Here is a 14,161-nt window from a genome sequence, read left to right on the forward strand (position 1 = left end):
CAGTTTGCCTTTGACCTGCTCGTGGACGTTGCTCGCGATGCAGACGCCGCCAGGTTCTGCAAGCTTTTCGAGCCGCGCGGCGATGTTCACGCCATCACCGTAGATCGTATCGTCCTGTGCAATCACGTCGCCCAAATTCACGCCCATGCGGAAAGTCATGCGCTTGTCTTCGGCCAAGCTTGCATTGTGAGCGGCCAATCCCTCCTGGGCTTCGACCGCACACTGCACCGCGTGGACTGCGCTGGCGAATTCGACAAGAAGGCTGTCGCCAGCGGAACCGACGATGCGTCCGTGCGACCCTGTGATCTTGGGCTCGATCACTTCCGCGCGAAGCCTCTTCAGATGCGCAAGCGTGCCAGCCTCGTCGGCTCCCATGAGGCGGCTGTAGCCGACGACGTCGGCAGCAAGGATAGCGGTGAGGCGTCGCTCCATGCTTGTGTCCCGGCTCTCCCAAAGGTCGAAGCTCCGGGTGGCGAGCGTATTCCAGTCCTACCTCGAATGCGAGCATGCAGTGCCGGCGCTGCAGTACCTCGTTCAGTTCCTCCGCCGCCGACCCAAGTCGTCTCGACATCGTGAAAACGTAACCCGCCGCAAAATGGGCTTCGTCGAATGCCCAAGGCCGGGCTGCCTGAGTGACAGGGTATGCCGGCCGTATATGGGCCCTAAGGTGTGAAGTCTATCGCGCCCTTTTAGCTGCCATTGGCTAGCTAGGGCTTGGGCGCGCACCGCACCGTGCGTCCGCAAACGCTTTTTCGGGCGCTACAAGCCGACCTTCTGCTTTGGACCCGAGCGCTAATCCGAAGGCAAGCGAAATCCCAAGAATCACGGTTATGCGCCACGCCGTCCGCAGGGAGGCCCGATCCGCTCGGTCATCACCTTGGGTCAGACGGTTGGCGGTTCGAGCCGCCCGAGGGCAAAGTCTGACCGTTATCGTCAGCCCGGACAAGTGCCGTGTGCAGGGTCTTCAGGAAGGAAGAAGCTTCGCCGCTCGCAAGGGGTCAGTTCGCGAGGGACGGTACGATGGGCGAATTCAACAAGCTCCTTGGGTGTCTGGAAGACGCGAACGATGCTGACTCTTTGTTCGCCGGAAACAATCGCGACATGGGTGCCGTCGGCGCTGAAAGCCGCACGTGTAAAGCCCGGTCGAAAGGTTGCTCCGTCCTGGCTCCCAAGGACGGCAATCTGGCGTCCCGATTGCGCCGCCCATAACCGCACCGTTCGATCTTCGGTCGACGCGGTCACGACATACAAGCCATTGGGGCTGAACTCGGCGCTGTCCAGCGCGCCGCTGTGGCCCCTGAGAACCCTTTCCGGACCGCCTGCGACGCTCCAGATACGGGCGGTTCCATCGCGTGAAGCAGTCAGCAGCGACTGGCTGTCGGGACTGAAGGCGACCGCCGTCACCGCGCCGGTATGCCCCTCCAGCGTTCTGACGCTTGTTCCCTCGGTGGTCGACCAAATTCGGGCCGTGTGGTCGAGTGAGCCCGTTGCGACCAGTTGACCGTCCGGATTGAAGGCCGCTACCGTGATGCGATCCTGATGCCCAACCAGAGCACGGAGTTCGGCTCCGCTCGTCGTCAGGAGGTGTCCCACATTGTCTTCCCTGGCCGAGAGTATCAGACGTCCATCAGGGCTAAGAACCGCTTGCGGCAGATTGCTGCTTGTAACGATGGCGGCCAGCTCCGCGCCGGTCGTCGCGTCCCGCAGTTGCGCCGTTCCGCTGATCCATGCGCAAACAAGCGATTTGCCTTCGCGACCAAACTGGATCTTGATCAGTCCGGCATCTGATCGGAACTGGGCGGTCTCGTGTCCCGTGGCCACGTCAAAAATTCGAACCACGCCCTCAAGAGATGCCGTGGCGACGCGCCTCCCATCTGGGCTGAACGAGGCGCTTTGAACCATCTCATGCGTGTCGAGGCGGATTATCTCGCGCCCGCTCACGACATCCCACAGGTGCGCCGCGCTGTCGCCGCCGCCGGTCAGCAGGTGGACGTTGTCGGGGCTGAAGACCGCGAAAGTCGGCCGAAATTCGTGTGAGAGCGACGTCGTCAGGGCGCCGTCGACATCCCAAAGCCGAGCGGTGCCATCGTGTGAAGCAGTGAGTAGAATGTTGCTGTCGACCGGGCTGAATTCCAAATGCTCGACCAAGGATTCATGACCGGCGATCGTCGTCACCAACGAGGCGCGTTCAGCGTCCCAGATGCGGATCGGGCCATTGATCGAGGCGGTCGCCAGGAAGTGGTCGTCCGGGGTGAAAGCACCGTTCATCTCCACATCGCGTTCATCTGTATCGATGTCTGGCTTCACCCTAGAAACCTCTTGGCCGAGCACATCATCCAGCGTTCCTAACGCTACATCCCAAATCCGGGCAGTGCCATCGAGGGATACCGTGGCGATTCGCTGACCCCCGTGGCTGAAAATCGCGCCGTTCAATTGCGTGTCACTCTTGCTGCCGGCCAACTTTGCGATCTCCGTTCCTTTCGACACATCGAAAAGGCTGGAAGTGTCGCGGTGTGAATGCCAACCCCACGGGCCGGCCAGCAACCGGCTTCCGTCCGGGCTGAACGTCAGGGTGTAGGGCCAGGAGGTCACTCGGATTGACCGCGTCAGCGCGCCGTCTGCGGTATTCCAGATCGAAACAAAATGCTTGCCCGCCGTCGCGAAGCTCCGGCCGTCTGAACTGAAAGCAGCGCGCGTATATGCGTCGCTGCTTACACCCAGGACTTTCTTTCCGGTCCGAGCATCCCAGAGCGTTGCGTCGCTGTTCTCCCCCGCCGTCAGCACCCGGGTGCCATCCGGGCTGAAGATTGCTGTCGGATAATTGCCCACCGGCCGCAGGATGTAGAGCTGCTCTCCCGAGACTGCGTCCCAGAGACGTGCAGTGCCGTCCCTCGAGGCCGTCAGGATGCGGCTCCCGTCGGGGCTGAATTCGGCCCTCTCCACGGCCCCATCATGACCTTTTAGAATTGCAATTTCGGCACCGCTGGAGATGTCCCAGACGGCTGCAGTTTTGTCATAGGATGCGGTGACGATGCGATCACCTGTGGGATTGAATGCCGCATGCGCCACACCGGCGCCAGCGCGGAGGATTTTGATCTGCCGGTGCGCCAGCAGAGCCTTGTAGAGGGCTGCCTCCGCCTCAAAGAGATATGGCCGCTCGGGCTGCTCTTTCGAGGGCAGCGCCTCAAGAGCCAACCGGATTGCAGCCTCGGTGTTGCCGGCCGCGGCGGACCGCTCCGAAAGGAACGAGAGCGAAAGGAACTGATTGCGCAGCGCCTGATCGCGTTGGCCCGTTGCTTCCTCCCGCGCTCTGAAGGCGACGAGGGCGCCTGCACCCGCCATAAGAGCGAGCATTATTGCCACGATAGCGGCGTTCCGTGTCCGTCGGGCAAGCCGGTTTGCTGCGGTAGCCGCGAGGCTCCGGCGCTCGGCCTCTCGCTCCAGGCGCTCGCGTTTTGCCTCTTCGGCAGCCGCGATCAGCGCCAGTTCTGCGTGACGGTCCTTCTCCTCCTTCTGCCGATGGGCATGCAAGGACTCCTCGATGTATTCAAGGACGGCATCGTCGACCTCCTCCCGTCTTGACAGCATCAACTCTTCGCCCTCCGCCAGACGTTTGCCGGACGGCAGGAGAAGCTCTCGATTCCTGCTTTCCAGGTGCCATCGGTGGGCGTCGGCCCTCAGGCGTTCGCGCGTCTCGAGGAAGTTCCGGTTTGCATTCACAATGTCACCGGCGCGCGGCCAACGGCTCAACAGTGCTTCATGTGCAAGACGAACGAACACATGCCCTGCGACGTCCTCGTCGCTGACGAGGAGCCGGGCGTCGATTAGTGCCCTGACGAGGGCCGATCGCGCGGGAGTGCCCGCAACTTCGGTATACAGAGCCGGGCGTGCCGTGACCGTTTCATCGCCCAGGTTCGCCGTGGTGAGGGCGCGCAGCACCGCGGGCAAGGCCTCCTGGATCCCGGGCACCAGCAAGTCCAGGACTTCGTCGGCGCGGCGCGCGATTGCGCCTTCGAGCCCGCCGAGCGCACGATAGTGCGCAAAGGTGAGAACGCGTCGGTCGCCACTGGCTTGGTACAACGCGTCGAGGACAAACTCGAGAAGCGGCAATGATCCGGGATCGGCAGTTGCTGCCGCCTGGAGCACGTCATCGAGCCGCCCGAACTCGGCACTCTCCTCGAAGCGGAGCCCGGCCACGACCGCAGGTTCGCGGATCATCTGGGCGATCTCTGGGCCGGTTGGCGGCAGAAGCTCGTAGCTTGCGAGGCCGTCCTTGAGAGCCGAGAAGCCCTTGACCTCACCGCAGCGGTGAAAGAAGTCCGAACGGATCGCCGCTATCACCCAGACCAGTCCGCTCGCGGCCAGCACCGCCATGAACCGCACAAGGGCCTCGCGCGTCGCCGGCTGCCTCTCCGTCGTGAACAGCTCCTCCAGTTGATCGATGACTACGAGCAGTCTGATCTGCGAGCGGCGCGGCCCGGCGGCCTTGCGAAGTGCCTGTCGAACCATCGCCAGGGCCCGATCCGGCGTGCTTCTGCAGAGCCGAGCAAATTCCGCGGCTGTTGTTTCTGAAGACAGCTCCGGCACAGCAGCATCGTGAAGCACCGCCGCTGCCAGCACAGCGAATGTATCCGGTCCTTCGGAGAGGCGGATCAGGCAGCGGCGCCACAAGGATATGCCTGCCACGGCTCCAGGCCGTGTCAATGAAGGCAGCAGGCCAGCCCGCAGGAGAGAAGACTTGCCGCAACCGCTCATTCCGTAGATGAGCAGGAATGCCGTACCGCTTGCTGCCTGCTGCTCCAGTCTGGCAGTGCAGGCAGCAATCGCCCGTGCTCGGCCGAAGAAGAGATCGGCATCTTGGAATTCGAACGCATCGAGACCGCGAAATGGCGACCTGACCGGTTCCTCGGACGCAAGGCATACGCGGTAGATGCGCAAGGCACGGGCGACGTCCTTCAGTTTGTGCTCGCCGAGATCGATGAATTCCAGCGAGAGGTGGTCCTGAGCCTGGGACCGGACCGCTTCCGTGATGCAAATGCCGCCCGGGCGTGACAAGGTTTGAAGATGAGCTGCGACCACGACGGCATCGCCCTTGAGGCGGTCGCCCTCGGCGACGACGTAGCCGAGGTCAACGCCGATGCGGAAGCACAGCCGCTTTGTCTCGGGAACCTCGCGGTTCCGTCTATCGACCTCATGCTGGATCTCGCTCGCACACCGCAACGCCTCGACAGGGCCAGTAAACTCCGCGAGGACTGTCTCTTCGACGCTCGCGAACACACGACTCGCATGTTGTATCAGTAGCCGATCGAGGACCTGCCTGTACGCCGGGGTAGGTGCAGCCATGCTCCGCTCATCCTTGCCTGCCGGCCGGACCTCGGCGGCCAATTCTGCCGCCAGAATTGTAATCATTCTCGGTCCGGCATTTGAGGGAAGGACCAACCTGTAACCCCGCCTCGGCACTGTCTGCACGACGGCCTGGCGACTGTCGTTGAGCGCCGCACGGATCTCGTGAATGCATTGCACAAGGCTGTCGTCGGTGACGGCTAGCCCATTCCAGACCGCCTTCATCAGGTCGTCCTTGGTGACGACGCGATCAGCGTTTTCCAGAAGGTGACGAAGCACCGCGAAGGTCTGGTGGCGAACTGCGATTGTCCTGTTCGACCGGTCGCGCAAGGTCTCGCTACTCACGTCGGCGGTAACGCCGTTGAGCACGAACGTCGTGGGCGGCGAGCTATTCAAGCCGGTTCCCCTCAAGCACGAAGCCGCGATCCCATATTAGCACGGTTTCGCGCTGCGAAGATTGATCATCATACAGACCGCGCGGGGCGCGCGGATTTCGGCGAATGATCGTAAGCCGTTCGTGACTTGGCAAATGCCCCAGACCGACAATTCCACAATTCCATTGTCAGTGACAGGGGTTCGCCATGGACTGCTTAGTACGGATTGCTGGAAGCATGGGCGCAAGACCGGTGCTGCGGCTCACGGGCGCCTTCCTGCTCACCCTGTTCTTCGCGATGGCGCCACAGGCTCACTCGACGGACCGTCCCGCGGGCGGCCTGGCCGCAGTCGATTTGCAATTGATCCTTGCCGTGGACGTCTCGCCGTCGATGAGCAGAACCGAGCAAAAAGTGCAGCGCGACGGCTATGTTGATGCTTTCCGCCACGCGGACATTGCGATGGCAATCAAGGCGGGAGAACTGGGAAGAATCGCAGTGCTTTATCTGGAGTGGGCGGGGCCAAATCAGCAAACCGTCATCGTGCCGTGGACAATTGTCGAAAGCCGCGAGGACGCTCTGACTTTGGCGGACAGGCTCGCTGCTCTGTCGTTGACTGAAGGCCGCGGAACCTCGATTTCCGGCGCATTGCAGGCCGCGAATGGACTGTTCGCGAATAGTGGCTTGCGCAGCCCGCGCCGGGTTATCGACGTATCCGGCGACGGACCCAACAATGCCGGGGCCCTCATCGACCCCATCCGGCAGGTTCTTCTCGCGGAAGGCGTGACGATCAACGGGCTGCCTATCGCGCTGCCCCGCATTGGCGAGGCCGACGGATTTGCGAGGTACGACCCCTCCAACCTGCAATCCTATTTCGAGAGCTGCGTCATCGGCGGACCGGACGCATTTGCAGTCGGCGTCACCGAGGCCGCGATGTTCGCCACCGCGGTCCGTCGAAAGCTGGTTCGTGAAATCTCCATGAACATGGATCAGGTGATCTACACCTCGTACACCGAGCGTTCCGGCCCCACGGTCGATTGCAACATGATCGGTCAGTTGCCGGGCCGATAACGCTCGGCAATAGGGTGCCAGCAACTGAATAGCTTCGCGGGCAAGTCGCAGGAGTATTGGGCGGACGGTGCGCGCGGAGATCATGAGCGCGAGGTCGACCACGATCAGGAAGCCGATCCGACCGAATACGATTGTCCCGGCCTAATCGAGGGAGGACAGGGTATATGAACCCGTCGAAGCCTCTTGGCGCTCTTGGAGCCAGGCAATGAAATGATCGTCATCCCGTTCCACCACCGCTATCGCAGCGCCTGCTTCGGAATGATCCCGATCCGGGTAGACAATGATGGGTCCATACTCGTCTCGCCGTGGTGCTACGACCCCAGCCATTACCCGCCGGCTCCTGTATCCAATAGGAAACGATGGCCCGGCGGCTCCGGTGGCCGGGCCATTCATATTCAGTGATTGTGAGACTGTTGGAAGCCAGCCACGTCGTACTGTGACACGCTCTTCGGATTGTTTGAATTCTGCGGCTGTGTCCCTGCATATTTTCCATCGGCAACGCCACCCGGATTGAAGGCTGAGCCCGGTGCAGTGCTGGCATTGCCAGGCGTGGCGTTGCCCGTCTGATCGCTTCCGATTGTCTGATTAGGCTGGCCGGTCGTACCGGTCACTGTATGCACGTTGCCGGCCAGGGCGACGCTGGTAGAGGCTAGAACCAAGCTGGCCACAGTTGCGAAGAGGTGTTTCATGGCTTTCTCCCAAAGGCATGGTTTCAGGAGGGCGCTCGGGGTCTGAGAGAGCGCCCGGCATGAAAAGCCAACGCTTTTGGACTGGCCATTCGTCCCGAGAGCCGAGATAAGACACGCTGCAACGCGTCGACATGGCGATCACTTCAACTCTGTGGTATGGATTTAGCCCGCAAGAAGCGGGGGAAGAGCCTGATGAACTCCACCGGTTGGGTACATCTCGGCGTTCTTTTGCTGGCCTTTGTCGGGGCGGCGATCTTCGGGATGCGGATGGTTCTCCCAGTGCTGTCTTGCTGAAAGGCATTGTCACGGGTCTACTTCCCGAGCTTCAAAAAAATATTGGGCGTTCACGTCAGGGGAGCCACGTCCGTCCCTGGCACAAGGCTACCCGATCTCCACATCGCGCGATCCGCTTCGACCGTTTTGAAGCTGAGTGATCCCGCTCGCTTTGTTCAAACGGTCGGTGCACGTTTCTGAAATCGACTTTCGCGAAAGTCCAGCAATTTCTGATACACCTCAAGGTGCCCGATAAAATTGCGTGCTAGAAACATTACCAACTTAGGATTGTTCAACAATCTGTCAAAATAGCTCATAACAGCGATTAGGTTGAGCACTGTTTCGCCATGGGTGCTGGCGACGCTCAGAAATTCATGGCTGACCTTGGCCAAGTCGGTTTCCATGGCAGCCAATTGCGATGGGGAGACGCCTTCATATTGCTTTCTGGGAGCAAAGGGATCGGTGAGCTGCGATCGTGGTGTGAGCGCGATCAAAAGTCTCACCACTCGAAATTGTACGCGGTCCAACGCTATCATGAGCCGCACGATTTCAACCTGCCTGCTCGGCACAACCTCTCGCAACAAGGGGAAAATCTTCAAGGGGGCGCTAAGGTCCCTCAGAAGGTCGAGAGCCTCGATACAAATTCCGCCAACAAGCTGCGGCTCCGCTGCGAAGGCCAACGGGCCTTGCTGCTCCTCAGAACGGGAATTCGGTCCGCTTGGCGAACCTTGCGTCAAGATCGAGGGCAGCGTTCCGAGACCGTGCGCCTGCAGCAAGGCGCGAAACGGAGCGTTGGATAGAATCTGAGCTGTGGCATTGACGACGCCTTCCAGTTGGTGCTGCGCCGCGTCGACTTCTCTGATGAAATCCTGCATATGATCGAACTCGCGCTTGTAGGTCCGCAAGAACGCAGGGCCACGCAAAGGATTCAGCGGCGCCTGCAAATTGGCAGTCAGACGAATGGCATGCCGGTTGTTCTCGACGAAGCGACGAAGCTCGGCCTTGGTCATTTTCACGGGGCTGCCGAAATCGAATCTCGTCTCGCCATCTCAACCACAGGATCAAGCGAAGGGAAGAGGAAGGCATCAAGGCGCACGCCATTGTCTGCCTTAAGCATGCGAAGAGCAGACTGCGCTTCAGGAGCTGGGGCAATGAGGAAGTCACGAACAGTTTGATGATCAGGCTTCATTCTGATCAAAATCGTCACATCTGGCCCAACGAGACCCCGGTTCCAAAATATCCAGCGTGGATAACCGGTGACGATAATCCGATAGCGCGCGATCCATATCGCGACGGAGAATTCTTCATTGACGCGCATAAGCTTTCTTCTGGGCTCGTAAAGTGCGGACCCGCCGACCCTCCTAATGCCCGACATCAAGTCCTCGATGATCTGCTGGCGGATCTGATTGAGCCGGTTGCTGACATCGAGTTTCCGATAATTCGCTGAGGCGTCGTATCCGATCAACTGGTAGGCGGCCTTCATGCTTCCAAATCGGTGCGAGTAAATGGAGGCTGAATGACAGCCGGGGGCGGCGTCAATGATTGGGCTGGACAGCTTCCCCCGCGCTTTCAGGAGCTTGGTCAGATCGGCAAGCAGCTCCTCATCGGGCTTGAGGTAAGCGCGCGCGCGCCTGATAGCTTGCGCACGATCGAACAGCGCCCGGGTCACGAGCGGCTCGATGACATTGTCGGCGCGAACAAATGCGCTTGGCGGATTTCTCACCCGGTCGTGTAGAAGTCTATGGGATATTCGATTCCAGACATTGTTGCCGATATACTTCTCGCTCGCCAGTATCGTGCCCACGCATGCTTTGGTCCATGATCTGCCGCGTTCAGTGACCAGGCCGCGAGCGTTTAATGCAGTCGCAATTTCGGCTTCCGTTTTTCCCTTTTTAACGAATTGATTGAACATCCATCGGACAGTCGAGAGCTCGTTCTCTGGCCCCGGGACGAGAATGACACGGTCACTGGCCAGCCCTTTTCGCTCGTTGCGATGAAGCATTGCCTTGGGATTTCCGGAGCCGTCAACAAGAAGGCGTCTGAAGCCGTAGCCGGCGGGGCCACCGCCGCTGAAACCCAGTGCGACTATGCGGCATTGACCGGCGAAGACCCTGTTCGACAGCATGCGACTGTACTCCGCAGCCATGCTTCGTTTGATTGCCTTCAGCACGTCGGACCCGATGCTCCCATCGTTGACGAATAGCTCGGCGCAGAACTCGATCCGCACTCCAGCTATCTGGCACCGGTATTCATAAGAGGCGCTTTCATCGGTATTCTGGAAGCGCCCCCAACGGCTCACGTCGTAGACAACGACCGTTTCGAAATCGGCTCGCCGGCTTTCGACATCCTCCAACAGCCGCTTCAGACCTGGGCGACCCATGAGGCTGAGGCCACTTCGCCCGGGATCCTCATAGGTTGCAACAATGTCGTAACCCATGACGTTCGCATAATTGCGGATCGCATCTCTCTGGTTGTCGATCGAGTAGATTTGTCTCTCTGTCGACATGCGCAGATACTCGGCCGCGCGAGCCCTGGGCCTTGTTGAGGGGCTGTAAGGGTTCGTTGGAGGCTTATCCATCGTCGCGCCATCGAGCCCAATATCAGCGGAGACCAACTAGCGAGGCTCGCCTGAGTATTTTGTGAGCAAAATGCGGCCAAATTCATGGCTCGTTGCCTTGACGTGAGAATTATTATTGAATGGTGGCAGGTTTCGGAAAAATGTCAGAAATAGTGTGTATTAACACACAACTTTATCACGCGTATGCGCAGCGGACATTCCATCTAGGTAGAACATGCGTCACTATTTCGGGCTGATCCACAAAGACGAGGGTAGCGATTTCGGCGTGTCCTTTCCCGACTTTCCCGGCGTCATCACCGCTGGCGCGACCCTTGACGGGGCGCGCATGCTGGCCGAGGCGGCGCTGGCCTTTCACGTTGCGGGTCTCATTGACGACGGCGAGACTATTCCTGATCCTGTTCCCCGTGAGCGGGTCATGGCAGAAGCCGACCGGCGAGGACTTGCCACCGTCATGACGGTCCCGCTGCGGACCCGCTAAAAGGTTTACTGCCGGGAGAGGGGCCTTTCTCCTCTGGAAACCATGATGTTCAACTGCCGGGAAACCGTGATTCACTTCGTGAGCCGGCGCGCCGCCGTTCCGCCGCAATGCGACCGCACTTGGCGATTCTGCCCCCGTTTCCAATTCCTGGGGCTTCAGAGGAGTTCTAGTGATGATTAAGAAGGCTATTCTGGCGGTGCTCATGACAGCCGCGCTCGCCGGCTGCGAGACCCAGACCGAAGGCCAGCAGCGGGCCACCACCGGCGCACTCATCGGCGGTGCCGGCGGCGCGCTGGTCGGCCAGGCGATTGGCGGCAACACCAAGAGCACGGTGATTGGCGCCGCCAGCGGCGCGCTGCTCGGCGCCGTCGTTGGCAGCGCCACCACCCCACAGCGCCGCGGCGACCAACTCTGCCGCTATCAGGACCGCTACGGTCGCATCTACACCGCGCCCTGCGACGACCGGTACTACAACGGCGATTATTGATCGTCGGCTCTACCTTCTCCTCGTTCACGGACCGTTCACGGGGAGAAGGTGCCGCGAAGGGTGGGGCGGCGCCAAGGTCTTAGACACTGTCAAGTGCTGGCGCGGAAGCGGCCTTTGGGGGCGCGGGTATCGGTCATGTTGCGCCTTTCACGAGGGCCTTGGAACACTGGTGGACGCATACGGTCGCGTGCGCTGCAAAAGGTTCTTGTGCAACGCAACAATCAATGCGTAGATGGGTTTGGGTAACGCTGGCGGCGGGGTCAGGATGGCCGGAGAGCGGATCTGAGACCCGATACGACACACTTCGACGCGTTGCACGGATTGCGAGGTATCGCTGCCGTTCTGGTGATGCTTGGTCATTTCAGTGAACTTACGGCGCGGCATCTTGATCTGGCGCCGTCAGGCTTTCTCGCCGTCGACCTGTTTTTTCTGCTGAGCGGCTTCGTGATTGCCCACGCCTGTGACGAGAAGTTCCGAAAAGGGATGTCTTTCTGGCAATTCGCGGAGGCCCGCATCATCAGGCTTTACCCGTTGTATTTCGCCGCCATAGGTGTCGCCATGGTCGGCGTGGGCGCGACCATCGCGATGCACGGGCTAAGCTCGTATTCGCGTCTGGATTTGCTTGCGAGCCTTGTGTTTTCCCTTCTTTTCCTGCCCACGCCGCCATCGCTTTCAGTCGGTCCAGATGTGCTTTTTCCGCTGAATGGTCCGGCATGGTCGCTTTTTTATGAACTTGTCGCCAACGCGGCTTTCGCCGCATTGGCCCTGAGGCTTGCTCGCCGCTCGCTGGCCGCTATCTTCAGCCTTGCTTTCCTGGCGCTGGCGTTGATGGCCTGGGACGGCGTCATCCTGGGCGGCGGCGCCCATTGGGACGGCACGATCGCGGCTCCCGCCCGGATCGCCTTTTCCTTCTTCCTCGGGGTTTATCTGCGGCGATATGCGGCCCGGGACAGCCGGGATGGCAATCTTTACATGCCGATCCTGCTGGCGCTTTGCGCGGGACTGATGATCTTCCGTCCCGCCGGAAATGCGCAATTGTACGATCTGGCGATTATAGTGCTGGTCTGGCCCTGGCTTGTTCTCATGGCTTCCCGCCTGCGGCTCTCGGGCTTCTGGCGCGCGATCGCCCTGTTCTCCGGCAACATTTCCTACGCCATCTATGCACTTCACACGCCGCTGATCAGGATCGTGAACGTCCTGGACGAATCCGTCACTGGAACCTTGTGGAACCAGCACGGCCTGCCATTCGTCGTGGGAACATCCATTTTCGTCATCGCGGTCGCGGCGTTCGCGCACTATGTCTACGACAAGAATGTGCGGACGTTTCTGCGGCATCTGCTTTCGCTGCGGCGCGCACGCGAGGAGGTGACGCAGTTCTAAAGCATGTCTCCCGAAAGTGGGAACCGGTTTCGGGATGAAGACATGCGTAAATCAAAAACCTAAAGCGCATGGAGCGAATCCCAAGGATCGCGACGCGCTTTAGCCGGGTTCCTGCCGCATCGGCGGCGATCGGACAATGCGCCGGACCAGCGATGTGCAACCGTTGCCGATGCTACTCGGCGGGACTTGGCTCAAGCGCCGGCTTCTTACGTGCAAACCGGCGCAACACCACGCGTCCGAGTTGCTGCCCGGGCATCTCGACGAGCCTGTAGGTCACGAAGGACAGAAGACAAACCACCGGCAGCACGACCGCCAGCACGATGGCGAAGCGCAGCGGCGCGCCGAGGTCGTCGCCATAACGGGCAATGACGAAGGCCGCCACCGGCTGCAGAACCAGAAGGTGGATCAGATAGATGCTGTAGGACAGTTCGCCGAGCACATGAAAGATGCCTCCGCCCAACGCGACGGCGACCTTTCGCGCCACGGCGCCCGCCGCGCCGGGTAGCATCCGATAGAGGACGAGGGCAAAGAACCCAAGCACCAGCGCCTCGCGTATCAGGAACTTCTCAAGGCCGTAGCCGTCGCCGAAAGGGATGGCCGCAAGCGCCATGGCCAAGGCCAAATGCAGCAGCGGTCGCGGTTGGCTCTGCCCCAGAACGCCCGCCAGAAGCATGCCGCACAGGAAAACCTGGATCTTCAGCGGCAGGAAGGACGGCATCGGGAAATGGACCGACATCAACTTGAGGACAACCACCGCCAGAGCGCCGAGCGCCGCCACGACTAGCGCGGTCCAGACCCATCCGAAACGCCGTGCCAAAAGCATGAGCGCCGGGAAGGCCGCGTAGAATTGCATTTCCAGCCCGAGGCTCCAGTCGGGCAGCGGTGTCCGGTAGGCGAGGTTCGGGGAAAGGCCGAACAGGAATGTCAGGTGGGCGACAATGTTCTTCAGGCTGCTGTCGAGGAAGCGCTCGGGCGCCTGCGGCGGGCGCTGCAGGAATGCGTCGATGACCGTGCGCGACTCATAAAGATACGGGCCGAGCGCCAGCGCGAAGAACAGCATGACGTAGAACAGCGGCGCGATGCGAAAATAACGCCGCGTCCAGAATTTGAGCCAGGTTTCAGGCCTTTGCCAGGGCTCCTTGTCCTGGCGCAGTTGATAGTGAAACACCATCAGGAAGCCGGACAGCATGATGAAGAGATCGACGCCGAGCGCAGGGTCGCCAAGCACCGGAACATGCCAGCCGGTAAGGAGCAGGCAATGTCCTACCAGCACCCATAATGCGGCGGCAGCGCGAAGGCCGTCCAGGCATTCGATGCGCGATGACTCGGTAAGGCTACTGTTCATGCTGCAATGCAGCATGGCGAGGGAGTCCCGAATGTCAACCCGCGATAGGATATCAGCTGAAATTTGAAGCGATCACTCCCGCCATATCGGCGGCCTAGCTCGAGCATACAGGCTGTCGCGAGATCTTTGCGACGACGAGGAATTAC

Annotated in this window: 10 protein-coding genes; 4 read left to right on the top strand and 6 right to left on the bottom strand. The window is 60.5% G+C overall.

Annotation, left to right across the window (positions count from 1 at the left end; all coding sequences use genetic code 11):
- Both DPM33_RS21500 and DPM33_RS21505 read right to left on the bottom strand, forming a co-directional pair.
- Nucleotides 1–432, bottom strand: a 432-nt coding sequence (locus DPM33_RS21500) for an adenylate/guanylate cyclase domain-containing protein (protein ID WP_146770302.1), incomplete at its 3' end; no start/stop codon positions are given.
- Nucleotides 433–933: 501 nt separating this feature from the next.
- The gene (locus tag DPM33_RS21505) at nt 934–5,739 is read right to left on the bottom strand and encodes an nSTAND1 domain-containing NTPase (protein ID WP_146770303.1); all 4,806 of its coding nucleotides are present in this window, start codon (nt 5,737–5,739) and stop codon (nt 934–936) included.
- Nucleotides 5,740–5,954: 215 nt separating this feature from the next.
- On the opposite strand from DPM33_RS21505, the gene DPM33_RS21510 reads away from it, so the two are divergent.
- A complete protein-coding gene (locus DPM33_RS21510; RefSeq protein WP_167449167.1) occupies nt 5,955–6,785 on the top strand; it encodes a DUF1194 domain-containing protein in 831 nt (276 codons plus the stop codon).
- Between the two features lie 395 nt (nt 6,786–7,180).
- Here the strand turns inward: DPM33_RS21510 and DPM33_RS21515 are convergent, their stop codons facing one another.
- The 3 genes from DPM33_RS21515 to DPM33_RS21525 form a co-directional block, all read right to left on the bottom strand.
- The gene (locus tag DPM33_RS21515) at nt 7,181–7,474 is read right to left on the bottom strand and encodes an adenylate cyclase (RefSeq protein ID WP_208648437.1); all 294 of its coding nucleotides are present in this window, start codon (nt 7,472–7,474) and stop codon (nt 7,181–7,183) included.
- A 449-nt stretch (nt 7,475–7,923) separates the two neighbouring features.
- Nucleotides 7,924–8,757 (bottom strand): plasmid partitioning protein RepB C-terminal domain-containing protein, encoded by an 834-nt coding sequence (locus DPM33_RS21520; RefSeq protein WP_245442308.1) that lies wholly within the window; start codon nt 8,755–8,757, stop codon nt 7,924–7,926.
- Between the two features lie 2 nt (nt 8,758–8,759).
- A complete protein-coding gene (locus DPM33_RS21525) occupies nt 8,760–10,325 on the bottom strand; it encodes a recombinase family protein (RefSeq protein ID WP_281004806.1) in 1,566 nt (521 codons plus the stop codon).
- A 214-nt stretch (nt 10,326–10,539) separates the two neighbouring features.
- On the opposite strand from DPM33_RS21525, the gene DPM33_RS21530 reads away from it, so the two are divergent.
- From DPM33_RS21530 to DPM33_RS21540, 3 genes are all read left to right on the top strand, one after another.
- Nucleotides 10,540–10,803, top strand: coding sequence for a type II toxin-antitoxin system HicB family antitoxin (locus tag DPM33_RS21530; protein ID WP_112099455.1), 264 nt, complete (start codon nt 10,540–10,542; stop codon nt 10,801–10,803).
- A 169-nt stretch (nt 10,804–10,972) separates the two neighbouring features.
- Nucleotides 10,973–11,290 (top strand): YMGG-like glycine zipper-containing protein, encoded by a 318-nt coding sequence (locus DPM33_RS21535; protein WP_112099456.1) that lies wholly within the window; start codon nt 10,973–10,975, stop codon nt 11,288–11,290.
- Nucleotides 11,291–11,611: 321 nt separating this feature from the next.
- Entirely contained in the window at nt 11,612–12,670 is a 1,059-nt protein-coding gene (locus DPM33_RS21540; RefSeq protein WP_281004802.1) for an acyltransferase family protein, read from the top strand.
- Between the two features lie 172 nt (nt 12,671–12,842).
- Here DPM33_RS21540 and DPM33_RS21545 read toward each other — a convergent pair whose 3' ends face one another.
- Nucleotides 12,843–14,015, bottom strand: a complete 1,173-nt coding sequence (locus DPM33_RS21545) for an acyltransferase family protein (protein WP_112099623.1) — start codon at nt 14,013–14,015, stop codon at nt 12,843–12,845.
- Between the last annotated feature and the right edge of the window lie 146 nt (nt 14,016–14,161).

Source organism: Mesorhizobium hawassense (assembly GCF_003289945.1).
GTDB lineage: Bacteria > Pseudomonadota > Alphaproteobacteria > Rhizobiales > Rhizobiaceae > Mesorhizobium > Mesorhizobium hawassense.